Origin of the sequence: Lentimicrobium saccharophilum (genome assembly GCF_001192835.1) — a bacterium.
Classification (GTDB): Bacteria; Bacteroidota; Bacteroidia; order Bacteroidales; family Lentimicrobiaceae; genus Lentimicrobium; species Lentimicrobium saccharophilum.
Window position 1 is genome coordinate 977177 of sequence record NZ_DF968182.1, and the last position, 21472, is coordinate 998648.

At 51.1% G+C, this 21472-nt stretch carries 14 protein-coding genes and 1 riboswitch; of the genes, 7 read left to right on the plus strand and 7 right to left on the minus strand.

The features are described 5' to 3' along the window. Positions 1–9: 9 nt before the first annotated feature. From TBC1_RS03565 to TBC1_RS03595, 7 genes are all read right to left on the minus strand, one after another. Positions 10–519 carry a DUF4402 domain-containing protein gene (locus TBC1_RS03565; RefSeq protein WP_062038614.1) on the minus strand — a complete coding sequence of 170 codons (510 nt, stop codon included), beginning with the start codon at positions 517–519 and terminating at the stop codon, positions 10–12. Then, a complete protein-coding gene (locus TBC1_RS03570) occupies positions 516–6944 on the minus strand; it encodes a GEVED domain-containing protein (RefSeq protein ID WP_062038616.1) in 6429 nt (2142 codons plus the stop codon). The genes TBC1_RS03565 and TBC1_RS03570 overlap by 4 nt, the downstream gene beginning before the upstream one ends. A 45-nt stretch (positions 6945–6989) precedes the next feature. Beyond that, on the minus strand, positions 6990–7835 hold the full coding sequence (locus TBC1_RS03575) for a fimbrial biogenesis chaperone (protein WP_062038619.1): 846 nt from the start codon (positions 7833–7835) through the stop codon (positions 6990–6992). Positions 7836–8000: 165 nt separating this feature from the next. Further along, a complete protein-coding gene (locus TBC1_RS03580; protein WP_062038623.1) occupies positions 8001–8513 on the minus strand; it encodes a DUF4402 domain-containing protein in 513 nt (170 codons plus the stop codon). Between the two features lie 86 nt (positions 8514–8599). Beyond that, the gene (locus TBC1_RS03585) at positions 8600–9109 is read right to left on the minus strand and encodes a DUF4402 domain-containing protein (protein ID WP_062038626.1); all 510 of its coding nucleotides are present in this window, start codon (positions 9107–9109) and stop codon (positions 8600–8602) included. 1866 nt (positions 9110–10975) lie between these two features. Beyond that, positions 10976–11488, minus strand: a complete 513-nt coding sequence (locus TBC1_RS03590) for a DUF4402 domain-containing protein (RefSeq protein ID WP_062038629.1) — start codon at positions 11486–11488, stop codon at positions 10976–10978. A gap of 86 nt (positions 11489–11574) precedes the next feature. Beyond that, complete coding sequence (locus TBC1_RS03595; RefSeq protein WP_082189466.1) at positions 11575–12084, minus strand: DUF4402 domain-containing protein; 510 nt, start codon at positions 12082–12084, stop codon at positions 11575–11577. Between the two features lie 461 nt (positions 12085–12545). On the opposite strand from TBC1_RS03595, the gene TBC1_RS03600 reads away from it, so the two are divergent. The 7 genes from TBC1_RS03600 to TBC1_RS03630 all read left to right on the plus strand — a co-directional run bounded on the left by TBC1_RS03600 (position 12546) and on the right by TBC1_RS03630 (position 21449). Next, the gene (locus TBC1_RS03600; protein WP_062038635.1) at positions 12546–13310 is read left to right on the plus strand and encodes an XdhC family protein; all 765 of its coding nucleotides are present in this window, start codon (positions 12546–12548) and stop codon (positions 13308–13310) included. A 2-nt stretch (positions 13311–13312) separates the two neighbouring features. Next, positions 13313–14761 (plus strand): xanthine dehydrogenase small subunit, encoded by a 1449-nt coding sequence (gene xdhA / locus TBC1_RS03605; protein ID WP_062038638.1) that lies wholly within the window; start codon positions 13313–13315, stop codon positions 14759–14761. Continuing rightward, positions 14758–17079, plus strand: coding sequence for a xanthine dehydrogenase molybdopterin binding subunit (xdhB, locus tag TBC1_RS03610; protein ID WP_062038641.1), 2322 nt, complete (start codon positions 14758–14760; stop codon positions 17077–17079). The genes xdhA and xdhB overlap by 4 nt, the downstream gene beginning before the upstream one ends. 35 nt (positions 17080–17114) lie before the next feature. Beyond that, positions 17115–18311 (plus strand): YgeY family selenium metabolism-linked hydrolase, encoded by a 1197-nt coding sequence (locus TBC1_RS03615; RefSeq protein ID WP_062038644.1) that lies wholly within the window; start codon positions 17115–17117, stop codon positions 18309–18311. Between the two features lie 119 nt (positions 18312–18430). Next, the gene (gene ygeW, locus TBC1_RS03620; RefSeq protein ID WP_062038647.1) at positions 18431–19624 is read left to right on the plus strand and encodes a knotted carbamoyltransferase YgeW; all 1194 of its coding nucleotides are present in this window, start codon (positions 18431–18433) and stop codon (positions 19622–19624) included. 170 nt (positions 19625–19794) lie between these two features. Further along, positions 19795–20370 (plus strand): PepSY-associated TM helix domain-containing protein, encoded by a 576-nt coding sequence (locus TBC1_RS03625; protein ID WP_062038650.1) that lies wholly within the window; start codon positions 19795–19797, stop codon positions 20368–20370. Positions 20371–20461: 91 nt separating this feature from the next. Further along, positions 20462–20650, plus strand: a riboswitch (cobalamin riboswitch). 247 nt (positions 20651–20897) lie between these two features. Continuing rightward, positions 20898–21449, plus strand: coding sequence for a DUF6580 family putative transport protein (locus TBC1_RS03630; protein WP_062038653.1), 552 nt, complete (start codon positions 20898–20900; stop codon positions 21447–21449). Positions 21450–21472: the final 23 nt, after the last annotated feature.

A 21472-nucleotide genomic window follows, 5' to 3' on the forward strand; every position in this document is an offset into this window, starting at 1 on the left:
CTATCGTGATTATTCCTGAATAAAGGTAATAAAGAACTGCCCGGTGTAATCCCCGGGAGGGTTTGCCAGGAAATTTCCCACCATCAGCGTGCCGCCTACCATGATTTGTGTTTTGAAAGGCGGATGAGTGGAATTGATAAAGGGCGAAACGGGCAGGCTTTGTCCGAGGTGCAGCTGCATGCTGCCGCCATTGCTGCCGGTAAGGGTAATGTCGGGGCCGTTTAATATGCTGATGACCACACCTGCGTTGGCTTCCACTTCAAAAATTGCCGGATGGTACTGATATCCATGATAGATGGGGATTATATCTCCGGTGATGTTGCGTGAGCCCCCCGGATCGATGGTGATGGTCCCTCCGCTGCTGCCGTTGATGAATGCGCCAAAACTCAGGTGCTGGTAAGTTGAAACCTTCATCGGACGGGGCGGATCTTCCTGCCCCCTGGCGGTAAAAGCCAGCAGTATAAGCAATAGCAGTTGAAAGGATATCTTATAAATGGTTCTTATCTTCGGATTCATCATTGTACCAGAATCTTTTTTGAAATGGTGCCCATGCCGGTGAATACACTTATGATGTAAACGCCCGGAGCGGGTGCCTGCCCCAGCCTGTGCTCGCCTTCCCCGTAAAGGGTGCGCTCCATAAGCTGCTGACCGGCCATATTGTGTAATTTTATTTCCACCTGCTCATCCCTGAGCCTTATAATCGCATAAATCAATCCGTCCCTGACCATGGCATCCGCACTGCCACTGCCGAAGGTTTCCTGCGAGAGGTCATAATCACTGAGTAACAGCGTAAACCGCTCATTCACTTCACCCGCCGCCAGGCTGGTTTTATAGGCGGACTTCAGTTTAAGGTCCTGAACCGTGCCGTTTGCCTTGTCTTTTAAATATACCCGTTTCCCCTGCGGCAGGTTCTCTTCCGAAATCAGGCTAAAGGTAAGCATTCCCTGCTCCTCCGTTTTAATCCCCAGGGGAATCTCATGCGCCTGCGAGAGTGGCCAGGCGCCGATGGAGAGTCTTCGTCCGCATTCTGTAATTGAATAAAAATTGGGTACTTCGGGGTCTGTGTTTTCGAGTTTGATGGCGTCAAGGCCGGAATCAAACCCGGGTGTTGCATTTTCAACAAAATACACGGCAAGGTGGTCGATATTTTCCCCCGACGCTTCATAGGCTGCACTCAGCCTGATCAGGGGGCGGTACTCAATTTCTGTATTTTTATGATATGCCGCAGACAGGTTATTCACCCTTACCCGGTTATCCATGCCAAACTGACCTTCCACCGGATAAGCGCCGTCACTCACATGCACAAAGAACCCCTGCATGGAAGCTATCACTGGCCCGGCCGAACCATCGCTTGATATGCCGTTGATGTAGGTGCTGTAGGTCCCTGCATAACGGTCGGCGCCGCCTGCATCAAAGAAATAAACGGCATCATCAATATTTAAACGTACCCATCCTTCAGCAGCATCCCAGTTGATGGGCGAAGGGTAGGGGTTCCCGACCAGATTGAAACCTCTGGTGTATGTTTTGTCATGATTGTAAAGGGCGACCGGCGTCAGCACTCCGTTGTTCACCCGGCCTGTCAGGCTCATCAGCATCGGAGCTGGCGTTGAGCCTGTATTGGCCGCGTAGCCGGACATGGGAGAAAGTGGAGCCGCCGGATCGGTATAAGCAACCCAGCCTGTTGACTCACGGTCTTCATCGTACCGGTAAAATTCAGCAAAGGATGCGCCCAGGTCGGTTTCTTCGCCGAACCCTGCTACCGTCGCATCCGAAAATGGAGAACTCAAATATTTATATCCGAAAGCGGATGAGAGGTATCTCTGCATGTGCACCTCGCCGGTAACATCGCCATTTCCGCTTCCGTCAATCAGGGCGGTTTGTGTTTCGGAGGAGATAAGGGTCAGGTAGCCGTCCGCGTTAAGGTTGCCCTCCGCGGCTTTTACATAGCCCAGAATGTTCAGTTCGCCTGTCAGGGATACTCCCTGACTGTTGCTGATAATCAGATCTTTGATGGTATTGATCAGGAAGGTGGACGGAGGAATTACCTGCAGCACACTCCCTTTCATTTCGATGCTCCCTGCTGTGGCATCAAAAGTCCCGTTATTGCTGATTGCTCCGGCAATCTGCATCGTATTTCCGGAAACAGTCAGTGAAGCGCCGGATTCAATGGTCAGATTTCTGACCATGCCAGGGCTGCCTGCGGAAAGAACCGGATAATTCGATAGTCCGCTGCTCAGTGTGACATCGGTGGTCAGGTTGGGAATATAGCAACTCCAGTTTCCCGGATTGTTCCAGTCGGTGTCTGTATCTCCCGTCCAGGCATTTTGTCCCGAAACGGGAATCAGCAACACCCTTGAAATATCTGAACATCCGGCAGAATAGACGGTGCGCCGGAACCAGGTTGTGGCACTCAGTGGTTCGGGGGTATAATGCTGCTGGTCATTGATACCGGGGGCAGGGGCGAATCCGGACAATGGCCCCGTGGTGCTGCTTTCCCAGAGATAGGTGTAGTTTCCATCGCCGCCGGCAGGCATGGATCCGCTGATCTGGCCGGGGGTGGACCCGGTACAGATGGGTTCTCCGTAGATCGCCTGGATGTAAAGTCTTTTGTAAGTTCCGACGCAGGGATCACCGAAAACGCCGTTGGTCGCGGGAATTACGGCGCTGTTGTTGCCCAGGAGGTAGGTCTCGGCAACGCTATAACTGGTATTTGCATGGCAGCTGCCATAGGTAAAACTGTTGCAGCTGCCGTTTGGTGTGCCATAGCTGGCAAATTCAATATGCACGATTACAGTTCCCGCCGGAACGCTCATGTTGGCGCTTGAGTTTTCATTGGCTGTGGCGCATACCGATCCATGATTGCCGTATTCAATATTCAGGCTGTTGTTGCTGAGGGCAGCAGCAGCTGACAATACAAGGGTGTTTGAAGTGGCCACATTTCCGCCGGAACATGGATCATCGGATATCATTTCGCAGTAAACGACATCGCCGGGTTGCGGATTTTCAAGAATCCAGACCGGGCTGTTTTGTCCGGCATTGATGCCGTTACGTTTCCACTGATAAACGGGGTTTTGTCCGCCGTTTGCCGGGGTGGCGGTAAATGTTACGGCAGCGCCCTGACAGAAGGGGTTCGGATCGGCAGTGATGCTCACAGCAGCAGGTAAACCTTCAGTGATTTCAACCGTGGTGGTGGCGGTCAGTCCGCCGCAACCCGCGTAGAAATAAGTTACGGTATAAGAGCCTGGTGCACTTGCCGATGGGGTGATGTCACCGGTAACGGCATCCAGCGCAAGACCTGCGGGTATGGCAGAGAAGATTCCCCCCATGGGGCCGTTAATGACCACAGGTTGCGGATTCGTAATGCCGTTACAGTAAGGGGTTCCCGGATATATAATGGAAATATCGGGCTGGCTGGTAACCGTAAGACCGGCTTCATCGCTTACCGCAGTGCATACGGAGGCTGAACTTACCAAAACCCTGAAACGATAGCCATCCTGCCACATCTGGGTATTCATCACAGTCAACTGATTGGTAGATGTGCCGGCATACATCCCTCCATCACTGATATCGTACCAACTGCCTCCGAATGTCTGCCATTGGTAGGTTAATTCTTCTCCTGAGGCGGTGACTTCAAATATGGCATCACCGTTGACGCAGGATACGGCCGGCTGAGGATGATCAACAATCACAGGTAATGAATTTACCGTGAGGGACACTTCCTCAGAAACGACTGAACAGCTCCCGGTATATACGATTACCCGGTAAATATTGCCCGAAAGGAGGACCGGGGTATTTGTCAGTTGAAGGGTTCGTGTATTTGATCCTGAATATGGTGGCTCATCCGTAACATCTGTCCACCCGGCACCTCCGGTATTGACCTGCCATTGAAATGCCGTTCCGGAAGAATTGACATCGAAGAAGGTGTTACCGTTTTCGCACAGGGTTTGGCTCTGCGGTTGATTCCATATGGAAGGAGAGGCATTCACCGTAAGGGTGGCTGCATCGGAAGTAGTCTGGCAGCCTGTGCTTCGGCTTACCACAACGCGGAATTGCTGTCCGCTCATCCAGGTGTCGGTATTGCTGATGGTGAGCGAGGCAGTATTGGTGCCGGCGTAATTTCCGCCTTCATTCAGCGGCCACCACAAGGATCCGTTGCCGGTGTACCACTGGTATGAAAGTCCGGCTCCGGAAGCAGTGACTTCAAAAACGGCCGGAGCGCCCTGACAAACCGTTTGATCCTCCGGTTGTACAGTGATTTCAGGAGGTACTTCCACGGTGATAACGGCCGCATTGGATTCGTTGACCGCAATGTAAGGGTTGGGTGATACATTGTTGGTACTCCTCAGGCTGGCATTGCGATAAATATAATAAGTTCCCGGCACATTGAAAGGAGCGACCGCTGTGTTAGGCGCATAGTTGGCCGCAGTGGCGCCGGTGATGGCTGTGCGTGCACCATCGGGGGAGGTACTGTAAGTCCATTGATAGCCTGTTTCCTCAGGGGTAATGCCGGAAGGAAGGGCTCCGAATACATCGCCGCTGATGGCAGCGCCCGTCTCTCCGGTGCAGAGAGTTTGTTCCGTGTTGACAGTCAGGCTGTTTTCTATTAATTGGGTGAGATTCTGGAAGACCACGCGGTTGGCGCCACTGTTTTCGTAAAATTCATAAGCCAGATTGCTGCTGCCGCTCAAACTGAACAGCACCCGGGGGCGGGAACGGAAGGCATGGTCGCTCCAGTCGTTATAAACCTCCTGGCCGTCCACAAACAGGCGGCTTCCGTCGTCTGAACCAAAATCAGCAATATAGAGCCCCTTTCCGGTGGAATTCATCCGGTAACGCACCGAGAAGGTTTCGGTGTAAACTGATCGGGTCGCTGCGCTGGAAATGACTTCGAAGCAATTTTGGTTTCCTCCGAAATTCTGGTCAAACAGTTCTGTTTCATCAAAATGACCCATATAACTGTTGAAATTCGTCCCGTCATAAAAATGTCCTTTCCAGGCATCTGTACCGGCAATAGTCTGATCGTCGCCCGAAATTGACGGATCACTTACAGAGACGGTGGTTGAGGCTTCGCAATTATGAAAATCCCTCGCTGAAATCAGATATGAACCTGCAGCCAATCCTGTAAATATACCTGATGATTGGTAAGCACCTCCGTTGAGGCTGTATGTATATGGAGGGGTGCCATCGATGCCTTCGGCAGTTATGGTGCCGGTTCCCGAAGGTGAACCCAGGCAGGTCTCAGTTGCGATTGCAGATACGGAAAGGTCACATGCAAGGATATTTACATTGTAATCTTCTGCTTCTCCGTATGAATAACCTGTGCAGGGGTCCTGGTTAGAAGTGTTCCAGACCTCGCGCACCCGCATGCGGGTAGTGCCGCTGACTGCTCCTGCAGGTATTGTGAAATTGATGGTTCCCGTGGCCGGGGCAGCCCCCAGGGTTACATTGCCCAGTTTTTCAGATTCTTCAAAAACACCGTCCTGGTTGTAATCTATCCAGACCGTAATGTTATTGGCTGAGGGATAGGTCCCCGCACTTAAAGTTATGGTGTACGAAGCGCCAGCCGTAAGGTCGGTGGATAAATCGCTGTAATAAAAATAGTATGGTGCTGCGAGGCGGCCGGTAGCATTGTTGATGCTGCCCAGTTGAACGAGTGAAATATAATCTCCGTCGTTGGTTCCTATGGAATAGGTGGGGGTGCAATACGCAGGAATGGTGTTTCCCGTAACGGCCAATTCCAGGCTGGCACCTCCTCCGGAATGGCTGATGGATCCGTTATAAACCATGTTGGATATTGTCGGGGCAAACCTGACGTAAATGGTCGTGGATTCCAGTATACTGCCAGTGAAAGGAATGTTCAGGGAAGATCCGAAGCCGGAAGAAGATGAAAGGGAAATTTCGAAAGCTGAAGGTGCTGTAACGGAAATATTACCCGGCGCGCCAATCAGGTATGGACTGCTGATTGAATAGGATGAGACTGCCGAAACTGTCCCGGCAGGGACAAATCCAAAGTCGATACCTGATGAAGATGAAATTAGTGAAGGGGGTAGCGTCCAGCTTACCAGCACCAGTCCGTTTGCACCGCTGCCGCCGTTACGGTCACTACTGGTATTGGCTTTTCCACCTGATCCACCTCCGCCATAAGCGCTGCCGGCTGAGCCTGCAGTGTTGTTCCCGACTCCGTTGGCGCCATTGCCGCCATTCAGGGATGTGCCGGTGCCGCCCGACCCGTTGATGGCATTGCCTCCCGGGCCGGTTGATCCCGCGCCGCCGCCACCGGCGCCGCTGTAGCCGCTTCCACTGGTATAATCCCCCTGTGAACCACTTCCTCCGGCATAGACAATATCGCCAATGCAACCAATGGAAGAGCCAACTCCAGGGAGCCCGTTTGAATTATTGACATTTCCGGCACTTTGCCCGCCGGCGCCGCCTTTGGCGATGATTGTTGAAGCCGATCCGAACCAGCTGTCGCCTCCGTCACGGCCATGTTGTGTTGTTGTCCCTGTACCGTTTCCCCCTGATCCGCCGGCCCCAACACTAACTTGATAGCTGTCTCCGGGACCGACATTCAGGGTGCTCCTGACATAGCTCCCGCCGGCGCCGCCTCCGCCAGTGGCCGGATTGCCGCGGGCCCGGCCGCCACCACCGCCGCCACCCCAGCACTCCACGACTACCTGTGTAACCCCTGCCGGAACAGTAAAATTGCCACTGGATGTAAAAGTCTGCGACTGTGGTTGTGCGTAAATATTCCGGGAATGGGACAAAAAGAGAAGAAGGGACAGCAGGTAAAAGAGCGTGAAGGATATCCTGATGCTGCCCGTAATGATAGAAAACCAACCCTTGTAAGTAATGCTTTTCTCTGAAGAATTGTGGTGCCGTGCAGTAACATGGCCGGGTTTTTGGCAGTTGATGTTCAGTTTCTCGGCTCTTTTCGCAATTCCCATAGATCAGTCTGGTGTTAATGTGCCGGTATCCCGGTCGCATTTATGCTATTGCAGGGATATCTCCCGCGTTGCATACACCTCCGGTTTCAGGTCGCCCGGCGATTGGTAGCGTACCAGCAGTTTGCCTTTGGTGTAATCAATTTCTTCGTTCTTAAGCAGTTGCATTTTAAACCGGCGAACCTTATTGGGAGTGTACACGGCTATGCCCCTGACAATCCCGACTTCAACAGCCGGTCCCTTATCAGGAATCCAACTGACGGTAAGGTCTCCGTAGACAGATTTATCGCCGGAACGGTGAAAAGTAACCGATAAATAAGGGATTGTATCAGATTTTGTATCCAGAATAATTTCCCTTAGTTCGGTAGTTGCCGAAAGTTCTGCCGGACGGATGATAACAGGAATGGTAATCCCGAATATCGGGATCAGCCGGATGCCTATGGAAGTGCTGTCCTGCTGCGGTTCTTCGCCCAGCGCGGTTTCTTTGGGTACCGCTCTGAAATAGACATGCGAGCGGTATTCAACCGGCTCCATGTCCGGCATGCGCCGGAACTGCATCCTTACTACCTGTGATTCTCCCGGAGCCAGGGTGACCGATCTGGGAAAGAAGCGCAGGTATTTATCGGCAAAGTATTGTCCGGAATCCGGTTCCTCAATCTGCTCGAAAGATCCGTTCTCATTCATCCGGTACTGCACAAAGGATACATTGTACCTGGCGGTATCCCTGCCGGTGTTGGCCAGGGTCAGCTCCTGCGATTGCTTGCTTCCTTCAAATACCACCCGGCGGGGCGTAATCAGCAGATCGCCCTGGGCAAATGCAGCGGACGGAAGGATTGAAAGGAGTGACAACGTCAGCAGCAATGCAGACAAACAGATGCTTTTTATTCTTTTCATGGGTGTACGTTTTGAGGATTCAAACTTACGTTATTTGACCGAAACTGCCAAAGGAGTTTCTCTTTGCATCCTTCATAACGTAAAAGTCACTGATGATAAAACTGATTGATTTTTGGGAAAAAAGCGCAGGTCTGGGCTGCGCTTTTTTGCTGGTGCCTGCAATGGTCAGTTGTAGGCAAAGGTAAGACTGAATGAACCAGTGTACATACCTACGGGGTTATCTTCTATGGGTCCGACCTGCAGGGTTGCCCCGATGCTGACGGTTTCCTGTCCCTGTTGCAGGATGATGTTTCCGTTTCCGGCCGGCGGGTCCGAGGCCCATCCGTCCACGGTCATTATTTTGTTGCTTCCCTGGTGCATAAGCAGGGCGGGTCCCTGCGGCAGCTGAATGGTGAAGGAGGCGTCGGGCGCTCCGGTAACGGTAAAGATGCCGGGCTGGGCAAATCCGCCGTTCAGCATCACCGATCCCTGGCTGCTCCGCTCTCCCGAAGGGGATAGGATTACCTGCCCTCCGTTCATCAGGGTGGAAAACCTGCCGAAGTTCATCTGGCTGGTTTCGGTGGCCGAGAGGGCTTCCATTACCTCGGCGTACGCCTGTGCTGTGAGCGAAACCTGCGACCGGCCTGCAAGGGACAACAGCAGGAATAAGGCCACTGCGGTTGTGATTCGGGTCATCATGGTTAAACTGGATTATGAAAAGAACTGAAAAGGTAATAAAAAAGGGTGAAGGAAACCGACACCCTTTTAATATGAGTTGTTATTTATTATTCGTAAGTTACAGTTACATCGAATTCTCCGGTGTATTCTCCGGCAGCCTGTCCGGCGGCAATGTTGAGGGTTGCACCGACAAAGAACTCGGTAGCACCACCTGAGAGAACAACGCCGTCGTTTCCTGTGCTGCTGATAAAATTGTCAATGATCATGCTTTCCGAGCCATTTGTAATTGTAGCAGAGGTGGGAAGGGTGATGTCGAAGGTGGCACCGTCCTGGCCGCTGGCGGTAAATTTAGCTGCAGAGGTGGTTGTGGCAAGCTGAGCAGGAAGGCCGTTGTAGTTGGGAGTACCGGCTGAAGTAGCGGGAATTGCTACGGTACCTCCGTCGGTGTCGGTGATGATGCCGCCGAAAGCGAGGTCAACGTCCTTTGAAAGTGAAAGATGCTGGTGAATGGTTGCACTTGCCTCGGCGGTTTCAGTTGCTGTGTTCTGGGCGTTAACGTTTATTGCGCTGATGGCCATCAGAATTACCCCCGTAAGAATGATAGTTACCTTTTTCATTGTTTTGTTGTTTTTTGTTGTTTATTTTTTTTGTTGTTTGTTTCCGGTTCGGTTCCGGTGTTACCCGGTTTGTTTCCTGATAGCATTAAGTCAGAAAATGTGCCATTCGCTGTTTGTGTACCGTGCCAAAGTGGAATAATTTTTTTGTAAAAATCTTAATACGTTGAAAATAAGGGAAATAAAATTGTTGAATAGAATTATTCTAAATTATATTTCCCGTTCTCCACGGAATCTCAGGGGCTGGAATTGTCCCGATATTTTACCGACTGTCCCGAGATGGGACTTATTTAAAAATATTATTATCGTTTTTTTGCTTTCGCTGCCAACCGGGGACTGACCTAACAAGTCTTCTTCCGGCTTGTCAGGTCTTCTTTCTACTGATGTTCCAATCTATGTTCAGTGATGTCAGCACAAACTGTTGACTTTCATCTTTTTATCCGCTCAGGCCGCGGGGCCGCGCATTCGCAATGCGGCTGCCTAAACTTGACCATTGTTTCATTTTTAAGTTGGCCATTCATTCCTTTAAGTTTAAGCCTTTGAAGGTCAACTTTAGAAGGCCGCTTATGCGAATGCTGAAAATTTTTACGCACTTCCTTACGTTACTGGGATTACAAAGAAAAACATAATCTTGTTAGCAGGCGTTTTCCGACAGGCTACAACGCAGGATTCGCAGAATTTCGGATTCATCTTCGGTGAGCTCCGCTTTGCTCCGGTTCGGATTTTGGTCCCGATGGCAATCGGGAGCGGATTTCGAATTGCCGTCCCCTAAATTCCTGACTTCCCTGCAGATTTAGGCTGCTATCATCAATGAACCGACCTGACAAGTTATCTTCCAGTTTGTTAGGTCTTCTAAGCTACACTGATATAATGGCCCAGGGCTTGGTTTTAAGGTGAACTGGCACGGACGAGGACGTCTGCGCCAACAAATGAATGGGCACGGGCATGGACAAGGAGGTCCGCGCCAACAGGGTTGGTTCTAAGATGAATAGGCACGGACGTGGACATCCGCGTAAACAGAAAAAGGCAGGCAATTAAAGATTGCCACGAATGCACGAATGTTATGAATGAGTGTGTGCGTATCCCCGATACCCGGGCAGCACCGCGCCCTAAGACAGGTTCCGACGCGTTCCAGTGACTTTCAAAGGAACAGGATCCGGTACATCTGACCTCATTATTCAACAAACAGACCAATCAAGTCTTCTTTTTGACTTGTCATGTCTTTCTGGCTAGTCTGATTTAATAGAGTGCGGATTGATTATAAGTTGAAAGGGCACGGACGAGGATGTCCGCGCCAACAGGGTTGGTTCTAAGATGAATAGGCACGGACGTGGACATCCGCGTAAACAGAAAAAGGCAGGCAATTAAAGATTGCCACGAATGCACGAATGTTATGAATGAGTGTGTGCGCATCCCCGATACCCGGGCAGCACCGTGCCCTAAGACAGGTTCCGACGCGTTCCAGTGACTTTCAAAGGAACAGGATCCGGTACATCTGACCTCATTATTCAACAAACAGACAATCAAGTCTTCCTGGCAAATCTGGTTTATTGGTGTGGGGATTGGTTTTAAGTTGAAGGGCCATGCAGGCACTGACGAGGACGTCCGCGCCAACTGTTGAATGGGTATGGTCACGGACGAGGACGTCCGCGCCAACCGGATTCCATTTACATATTTCCACATTTCCACATTCTCACATTTACACACCTGAATCCCGCAGTTTCGGGACTCCGCTTCGCTAAGCACCTGAGCACTTGAACACTTAAACACCTGAACACATAAACACCTGAACACTTCCTAGCTGATACATTCTGTAAAAATAAAAAAGCGCATGCTTGAGCTGCGCTTTTTTGCTGGTGCCTGCAATGGTCAGTTGTAGGCAAAGGTAAGACTGAATGAACCAGTGTACATACCTACGGGGTTATCTTCTATGGGGCCGACCTGCAGGGTTGCCCCGATGCTGACGGTTTCCTGTCCCTGTTGCAGGATGATGTTTCCATTTCCGGCCGGCGGGTCCGAGGCCCATCCGTCCACGGTCATTGATTTATTGCTTCCCTGGTGCATAAGCAGGGCGGGTCCCTGCGGCAGCTGAATGGTGAAGGAGGCGTCGGGCGCTCCGGTAACGGTAAAGATGCCGGGCTGGGCAAATCCGCCGTTCAGCATCACCGATCCCTGGCTGCTCCGCTCTCCCGAAGGGGATAGGATTACCTGCCCTCCGTTCATCAGGGTGGAAAACCTGCCGAAGTTCATCTGGCTGGTTTCGGTGGCCGAGAGGGCTTCCATTACCTCGGCGTACGCCTGTGCTGTGAGCGAAACCTGCGACCGGCCTGCAAGGGACAACAGCAGGAATAAGGCCACTGCGGTTGTGATTCGGGTCATCATGGTTAAACTGGATTATGTAAAGAACTGAAAAGGTAATAAAAAAGGGTGAAGGAAACCGACACCCTTTTAATATGAGTTGTTATTTATTATTCGTAAGTTACAGTTACATCGAATTCTCCGGTGTATTCTCCGGCAGCCTGTCCGGCGGCAATGTTGAGGGTTGCACCGACAAAGAACTCGGTAGCACCACCTGAGAGAACAACGCCGTCGTTTCCTGTGCTGCTGATAAAATTGTCAATGATCATGCTTTCCGAGCCATTTGTAATTGTAGCAGAGGTGGGAAGGGTGATGTCGAAGGTTGCACCGTCCTGGCCGCTGGCGGTAAATTTAGCTGCAGAGGTGGTTGTGGCAAGCTGAGCAGGAAGGCCGTTGTAGTTGGGAGTTCCGGCTGAAGTAGCGGGAATTGCTACGGTACCTCCGTCGGTATCGGTGATGATTCCGCCGAAAGCGAGGTCAACGTCCTTTGAAAGTGAAAGATGCTGGTGAATGGTTGCACTTGCCTCGGCGGTTTCAGTTGCTGTGTTCTGGGCGTTAACGTTCATTGCGCTGATGGCCATCAGAATTACCCCCGTAAGAATGATAGTTACCTTTTTCATTGTTTTGTTGTTTTTTGTTGTTTATTTTTTTGTTGTTTGTTTCCGGTTCGGTTCCGGTGTTACCCGGTTTGTTTCCTGATAGCATTAAGTCAGAAAATGTGCCAGCGGATCAGAATGTACCGTGCCAGAATTTAAAAGTTTTAAAATATAAATTTGCAAAAATCAGTATATCAATGCATTAAAAATTTAAAATAGAATGATTATAAATTATTCCTGAGGGAATAAGTTTGTTCGGTAAAGAGAAAATAGTTTTAATTCAGGACGCAGTGTCCCATAATGGGGCATTTTTTATAGTTTGAGCGGGTTTTTTGCCGGGAAGCAATAGTTATTTAGTGTCCTGACGGGCGGAATTTTGCTTTCCGGTTTCCGGAACGTTTCCTTTTGTTCTTTTTTTATCAGGAGCGCATCTGTTTCAGGAGAAATTATCTTAAATTAGCCTTTCCTTCAGAATTTTGAATTCTATGATTGATTTTATTGATGATCTCAGGGCTTTAAAAGAGGGCGGGCAGCCCGGAGTGCTCTGTATTGTTACGGCAACGTCCGGTTCAACACCCCGGAAGGCCGGTACCAAGATGCTTGTTCTTGCCGGAGGCACCTCAAAGGGTACCATCGGGGGCGGTGCCGTTGAGCATCAGGCAGTGGAAATTGCCCTGCAGGCACTTGAAAAAGGGGTGCCGTTTACCAGGCACTTTGAGTTGCTTGACGACCTCAGCATGGAATGTGGCGGCGCCATGGATATCTATTTTGAACCCATCGGGGTGGTTCCCTGGCTCTATATTTTCGGAGCTGGTCATGTTGGGAAGGCCCTTGCCGCTTTCACCCCGTCATTCGGCTTCCGTACAACTGTGATTGATGACCGGGAGGGCATTTTCAGTAACTGGAACATTCCCGATACAGAAACCCTGTCAGGCAATTACATCCCGTTTGTTGACAACATTGAATACGGGGAGCATACCTATATTGTCATTGTCACGCACAAACATGAGTACGACGAACAACTGATGGTCGCCTGTGCCCCGCGTGATTATGCCTACCTGGGAATGATCGGCAGCAAACGCAAAGTTGCGGAAATAAAAGCCCGTGCCCTGGATAAGCATCATCTCAACCCGGAGGTGCTCGGCAAAGTGGATATGCCCATCGGCATCCCCTTTGCTGCCGAAACACCGGCCGAAATTGCCGTCAGCATACTGGCCAGGCTTATAGACATTAAGAATAAACGAAAATAAGAATGACTGCTACCGGTAACAAGGTCAGGTTTCTGCTGAATGACCGGCTTGTGGAAGTGGATTTTTCAAAGGAAACGGCGCTGCTTCCTTCTGTCACTGTGCTTAATTATCTTCGTTCCCTGCCCGGTTACAAAGGGGTAAAGGAAGGATGTGCCGAAGGCGACTGCGGCGCTTGTACCGTGGTGATCGCGGAAGTGGTTGAGGGGAAGCTGGTGTACAAAGCCGCGGACAGTTGCCTGCTGTTTCTGCCTGCCTTGCACAACAAGCAACTTATAACGGTTGAACATCTCGCTGAAGGCGATCACCTCCACCCGGTGCAGGCTGCAATGATTGCGCACAACGGCAGCCAATGCGGTTACTGCACCCCGGGTATTGTGATGTCCCTTTTCGGATTGTATAAAAATCACAGCGCCCCTGACAAGAAAGTGATTGAGCGGGCCCTTGCCGGAAACCTATGCCGTTGCACAGGATACCAGTCTATTATTTCCGCGGCATCAGAAGCCTGTAAACCGGGTGGTAACGATAAGTTTTCGGCAACCGCTGCTGATGTTGCCGCGCAGCTTGAGGCCATGAAATCAGATATCCCGCTAAGACTGCTTAGCGGGAAGCAGACATATTACAAAGCCTTCACCCTGAGCGATGCATTGAATCTCCGTCGTGAAGTTCCCGAAGCGCAGGTTGTTGCCGGTGCCACCGACCTTGCGCTGCGGCAGACCAAAAAAAAGGAGTTGTTGCCGGTTTTGCTGGATATTTCAGATGTGGAAGCGTTGAGGTTTTTTGCTGAATCTGAAGATCATTATGTAATAGGTACAGGGTTAACCATAGAATCACTCAGGCAAACCAGCGCGGGTTGTCTGCCGGCCCTGAAAAACATGCTTGACTGGTTCGGCTCCCTGCAGATCCGCAACGTGGCTACCCTTGGCGGGAACATTGCTTCGGCATCGCCCATCGGTGATACCCTGCCGGTATTGATGGCTTACCGGGCGCAAGTAAAGCTTCAGTCGGCAGCAGGTGAACGCATGGTCCCGGTCGGGGATTTTATTACCGGTTACCGCAAGACCTGCCTCGGGCCCGGCGAACTGATTACTGCGGTCGTTATCCCCAAACCTCATCCGGGAACCATTGTCACATCATACAAAGTATCCAAACGCAGGGATCTTGATATTTCAACCGTAAGCGCCGGATTTTCATTGGATTCCCGAAACGGGACAGTGGAAAGCATCATCCTTGCTTACGGTGGAATGGCGGCGCAACCCGTCAGGGCCGTAAACACCGAACGCTTTATTACCGGAAAGGAGTGGTCTGAAGCGGTGATCAGGCAGGCGATGAAGCTATTGGAAGAGGAATTCACTCCCCTGAACGATGTCAGGGCAGGGGCTGCCTACCGCAGCCTGATTGCCCGTAACCTCTTGCTGAAATTCTTTGTTGAAACGGAAGGGCTGGCAGGATGAAAAGTCATGACCTCAAACACAACAGTGCAACCGGGCATGTTACCGGCCGTTCGGTGTATGTAAACGATATGGAGAGTGGCCCCGGGCAGTTGGTTGCAAGGGTAGTATACAGTAAGCACGCGCATGCCCGCATCAATGATATTGATGTCGCTAAGGCCGCCGGGGTGCCCGGTATTGCTGCGATCATCACTGCAAAGGATATCCCCGGGAAGAACCAGATGGGGCCGGTTGTGCATGATGAACCCTGCCTGGCTGAAGGTGAAGTGTCTTTTGCGGGGCAGGCGGTTGTTTTGATTGCTGCGGAGAATGAGGAGGCAGCCCTTGAAGCTGAGCGGCTTATCAGGATTGAATATTTGCCGCTTGATGCGGTGTTGACGCTCAGGGATGCAATCGCCAAAAATGCCCTGATTGCACCACCCCGTTATATCCTGAGCGGGGATGCTGCCGGTGCCATGGAGACGGCTCCGCTGAAACTTGAAGGCATATTGGAGACCGGGGCGCAGGAGCACTGGTATCTTGAGACCCAGTCGGCACTGGCGGTTCCGGGCGAGGGCAGGGAGATGACGGTTTATGCCTCCAGTCAGAACCCGTCCGAGACTCAGGCTATTGTTGCGGAGGTATTGGGCATTCCCCGGAATGAAGTGGAGGTGGAGGTCCGCCGGATGGGTGGCGCTTTCGGCGGCAAGGAAACGCAGGCAAATCATGTGGCCGCCTGGGCTGCCCTGCTTGCCAATGCCACCGGTCGTCCGGTAAAGATTCACCTTTTTCGCGACGACGATCAGATTATGACCGGTAAGCGCCACCGCTTTCTGTCAAAATACCGTATTGGGTATGATGAAGAAGGCAGGATACTGGCTTATGAGGTTGAACTGAACAGTGACGCGGGTGCCGCAACCGACCTGAGCCTGGCCATACTCGAAAGGGCCATGTTTCACGCCGAAAATGGCTATTACATCCCGAACATCAGCATTACAGGAAGGGCTTACAGGACCAACCTGCCTTCAAACACGGCCTTTCGCGGCTTTGGCGGTCCCCAGGGCATGGCGGTAATCGAAAATGCCGTTGACCGGATTGCCCGTTTGCTGAAAAAGGACGCTGCCGGCATCAGGAAACTGAATTTCTACGGTATCGATGAACGTAACCAGGCCCCATACGGAGAGCTGATCCTTAATAACCGCCTGCACGTTATATATGAGAGGCTCTTAATTTCCTCAAAGTATGAAGAGCGCAGGGCTGAGATTGATATTTTCAACGGCAGGCACCGCTGGAAAAAGCGCGGATTGGCGCTTACCCCGGTTAAGTTCGGGATCTCATTTACCACCGCTTTCCTGAATCAGGCCGGGGCTTTGGTAAATATTTACAAGGATGGTACCATACAAGTAAACCATGGCGGTACCGAAATGGGACAAGGTCTGCATACCAAGATTCTGGGGATTGCCGCTGCTGAATCAGGTGTTTCCGCCAGGCATATTAAAGTAAGCTCGACCAACACCTCAAAGGTGCCGAATACTTCTGCCACAGCAGCCTCTTCGGGAAGTGATCTGAACGGCATGGCGGTAAAGAATGCGATAGAAACCCTTAAAGCCAGGCTGAAACCGGTCGCCTGCGCCGAACTGATAAAAGCCGGGGCGAAAGACCCGCACCATGGTGGGATCGTTTTTGCGGAGGATGCTGTTTTTACCGCCGATGAGCCCGAAATCAGGATTTCCTTTCCGAAACTGGTTATGGCGGCCTACCTGGCCCAGGTAAGCCTGAGTGCTACCGGGTTTTATAAAACCCCGGGCATCCATTTCAACCGGGAAACCGGTCGGGGAAACCCGTTTTATTATTACGCATACGGAATGGCTGTTTCGGAGGTGGAAACAGATATGCTCACAGGAATGTACCGGCTGTTGCGCAGCGATATTCTGCACGATGTGGGAGATTCGCTTAACGAACAGATTGACCTGGGCCAGATAGAGGGAGGATTTATCCAGGGGGTGGGCTGGTGCACCACCGAGGAGATCAAATGGGACGACAAAGGGCGGTTACTTTCCCACTCACCGGATACATACAAAATACCAACAGCCGGTGATATTCCGGAAGTTTTCAATGTGGAACTGCTCCGTGACTATCCCAATACAGGCACCATACGCAAGAGCAAGGCCGTGGGAGAACCTCCCTTTATGCTTGCATTTTCGGTATGGCTGGCCATCAAGGACGCCATCTCAGCAGCCGGAGACCACCGCTTTGAGCCGCTTTTTTCGCTTCCGGCTACGGCAGAGGTTGTGTTGCTCAGTCTTGAAGAAATCAGAAAGAAAACCGAAAACATCCCTTAGGTAAATCAGTCATCACCCATAGAAGAAGAAACTTTATGAAAGAAATTTATAATCGGATCAGCGCGCTCTCCGGCAAATACAGGGATTATACCGCATCAAACCTTTCCAGGCTTGTGCAGATCCGTTCGGTGAGCATGCACGAAAGGGAGGTGCAACTGGAGTTGAAGCGGCAGATGGAAGAAGCCGGATTTGATGAGGTGCGGATTGACGGGCTGGGGAATGTAATCGGACGCATCGGCAACGGAAAGCGCATCCTTGCCATTGACGGGCACATGGATACCGTAGATGTGGGTAATGCCGCCAACTGGAGCTTTGATCCCTTCGGGGGGGAGATCAGGGATGGGTTTGTACATGGCCGGGGCAGCGTGGATCAGAAAGGGGGTCCCGCCGCTGCCGTAACAGCCGGGCGTATCCTTAAGGAAACCGGTGTTCCTGATGATCTGACCCTTTACGTGGTTGGCAGTGTTATGGAAGAAGATTGTGATGGTTTGTGCTGGAAATACCTGGTGGAAGAGGAGGGGCTGAGGCCGGATGTGGTCATCAGCACCGAGCCTACCAATCTGAATATTTACCGGGGTCATCGTGGTCGCATGGAGATAGCTGTATCCTTCAACGGTGTTTCCTGTCACGGCAGCGCCCCTGAACGCGGCAAGAATGCCATCTATGCCGCAGCCCGTGCCGCCCTCGAAATTGAAAGGCTCAACGAACGCCTGCCTGCAGATGAATTCCTTGGTAAAGGAAGTGTGACCATTTCAGAAATCAGGTCGGGCAGCCCTTCGCTTTGCGCAGTCGCCGACTTCGCCCGTCTGCACCTCGACCGGCGTCTGACCTGGGGCGAAACCAAAGCAACGGCAGTGGCCGAAATTGAGGAAATCATCAAAGGAATGGATGCCATTGCAGAAGTGCTGCATTACGATGAAATGGCATATACCGGACTGCGTTACGGAATGGAGAAATATTATCCCACGTGGAAAATCCCCGAAGATCACCCGGCTGTGATGCAAGGCGTGAAGGCTTTCAGGGAATTGTTTGGCAGGGAGCCGCTGGTGGATAAATGGACATTTTCAACCAACGGAGTGACCATCAACGGATTATACGGAATTCCGGTTATCGGGTTCGGGCCGGGCAATGAAATACTGGCGCACGCACCCGATGAAAAAGTGCCCGTAGAGCATCTGGTAACAGCCTCTGCATTTTATGCCGCATATGCGTTCGCTTTTCAGAGGTCCTGAAATCCTGGCACGAGGCAAACTAATGCTCAGAATAGTTGTACAATTATTAATACTGTTTTCCGGTTAAAGCCTGCAGGGAGAAATACGCGGGAGGCCAGTCCGGAATTAATCACTGATCTATGAAATCATTTCAGCAACTGACCGATGAACTGAACAGTCTGAAAACAGGACTGTTTGGCAGGGACTTTTTATTGACCTGGGACAAGACGGAGGACGATCTCCGGCAAACATTACTGGTAGCTGACGAGTTGAAGTATCTGCGCGACCGGAATATCTCCACCCGGTGCTTTGACTCGGGACTGGCGGTATCTAATTTCCGCGATAATTCAACCCGTACCCGTTTTTCATTCGCTTCGGCCTGCAACCTGCTTGGTCTGGAAGTGCAGGACCTGGATGAGGCAAAGTCGCAGATCGCCCATGGGGAAACCGTCAGGGAAACAGCGAATATGATCAGTTTCCTTACCGATATTATCGGGATCCGTGATGACATGTTTCTTGGTGAGGGGCATCGCTATATGCTTGAGATGGGGGCTGCCCTCGACGACGGTTTCAGCAACGGCGTGTTGCCGCAGCGGCCGGGAATCATCAACCTGCAATGCGACATCGATCATCCCACCCAATCCATGGCAGATTTGCTGCATCTGGTCAATTTTTACGGGGGGCTGGATAAACTGAAAGGGAAAAAGATCGCGATGACCTGGGCTTATTCGCCCAGCTACGGAAAGCCGCTTTCCGTGCCACAGGGCATCATTGGTCTGATGACGCGGTTCGGGATGGAGGTTGACCTTGCCTTTCCCGAAGGCTATAACCTGATCCCGGAGGTGGTTGATAGGGCAGGGCGGCAGGCTAAGGCATCGGGCGGAAGTTTCAGGGTGGTGAATACCATGGAAGAAGCCTTCCGGGACGCCGACATTGTTTATCCGAAAAGCTGGGCGCCCTATGCCGTGATGGAACAGCGCACCGGGCTGCTTAAGACAGGCGATAAAGAGGGTTTGAAAGCGCTTGAACAGGAATGTCTGGCCAACAATGCCCGATTCATTAACTGGGAGTGCAATGAAGCTATGATGAAACTGACCCGTGATGGCAATGCGCTGTATATGCACTGTCTTCCGGCTGATATCTCCGGGGTTTCGTGCGCGCGGGGCGAAGTATCCGCCGGTGTATTTGAGCGGTACCGGATTCAGACTTATAAGGAAGCTGGCTTCAAGCCTTATATTATTGCCGCAATGATCCTGAACAACCGCTTTGAGTTCGCTTCCGGTATCCTCGAAGTTCTTTATAGGGAAGGCAGAAGCAGGGTGAAACGGATATGACCATCCATTGAGTTGGTATGCGGCAATGCCGGAGTTGTTATTTCACAATGACCGCAGATTATCCCCTTTTTGCATGATAACCATGCTTTTATGTAGTCAAATTTCTTTAAATTATATCATTTGCTGAATTTCTCATGCCGTTGTTAGCCCGGGCTTCTTAGCTTTGCAGGATGAAACGGAGAATCCATCAGCAGCGTCAGGCCAGGAGTTTGAAATTTTTCAGGAGCATTCACCGTGTGTCAGCCATCTATCTGTTTGCTGTATTTATCATTGTTTCTGTCACCGGACTAATGCTGGGATGGAAAAAGCACAGCGGGGGATGGCTGCTTCCGGAATCAGTGAGGGGTACCTCAACGGAACTGAAGGATTGGCTGACGCTTGACAGTTTGTACATAAATGCATGCAGCATCCTCAGCGACTCGGTTTCCCCGGGGCTTTCACATGATCTTGAAAGGATTGATGTCAGAAAAGAGCATGGAATGGTGAAGTTTGTTTTTTCCGGTCACTTTTACGGAATTCAGCTTGATGGTGCAACCGGCAGGTTGCTGAAGATTGAGCGCCGCCGTTCCGATATTATTGAAAAATTTCATGATGGTTCCATCATCGGTCATGCACTGGGTTTGCCCGGAGAGTATATCAAACTGATTTATACCAGCCTTACCGGCCTCGCCCTGCTGGTGCTTACCATTACAGGATTCTGGATTTGGTATGTGCCTTTCAGGTTGCGTAATAAAGACCGATTTTAATTTGTCCGGTTTAATGTGTTTAAGCTGTGATATTTAGGTCTTGGTTGGAAAAACTTTTCCTGAAATATTTGCATTCCATCAATCTATCTTCATACTTTTGCAGGGCAATGGTTCCGGAAACGGATAATAGGGAAAGTCGTGCAATTCGGCTGCAGTTCCCGCTGCTGTAAGCTCTTTAAACGGTTTCAACAGAATGCCACTGTCTATCCCCAAACTGACGGGAAGGCGTTGAAAACAAACGGAGTAAGCCAGAAGACCTGCCATTTGCCTTGTGGATTTTGCAGTTTACGGAGAATGAACTGCTTGTCGGAAAGCCTGGCCGTATTCACTTTTTTTTACCGGTCGTTTTTGAATCAGGTTTTCAGCGTTACTGCATAATCCATTTGTTGAAAGGATCAAAGCCGGAAGTTGCGCAACCTGCAATGAAAAGGCGTGCGGCCTGCATGGCGCGGATCAGTTTCATGTATGCCTGCTGTATGTGTTGAAGAACGTTGAATGATTCAGAAATTAATTAAAAAAATCCTGCAATGAACCATGGAAAAATCACCCTGCAGTTTGCTGTAATCACTGCCCTGGTGTTGATGCTGGCTTTCAGTCGCTTGTTGCCGCATCCCTTTAACTTTTCGCCGGTGGCGGCCCTTGCGCTTTTCGGAGGTGCCCGCTACAAAAGCCGTTTTTCGGCTTATCTTATCCCGCTTGCTGCGGTATGGATCAGCGACCTGTTCCTGAACTATGCTTTCTTTGGACGGCTGGTTGCTTTTTACGATGGCGCTTTTTTTACCTACCTTGCATTTGCCCTGATCGTCATGCTGGGCTCCGTTGCCCTGCGGAAGTTATCACCCGGAAGACTGCTGGTTACCTCCCTGTCGGCTTCGGTTATTTTCTTTCTGATTTCCAACTTTGGGGTCTGGCTTTCCGGGGGTCTTTATCCGCTCACCGGCGGGGGACTTGCCGCCTGTTACGCTGCAGCGGTTCCTTTTTTCAGGAATACCCTGGCAGGTGACCTGATTTACGGTTTCGCCATATTCTATCTATATGAACTGGTTGCTAACCGTTTCCCCGCGCTGAAGACAGCATAATTTATCCCTTAATTACTATCGGA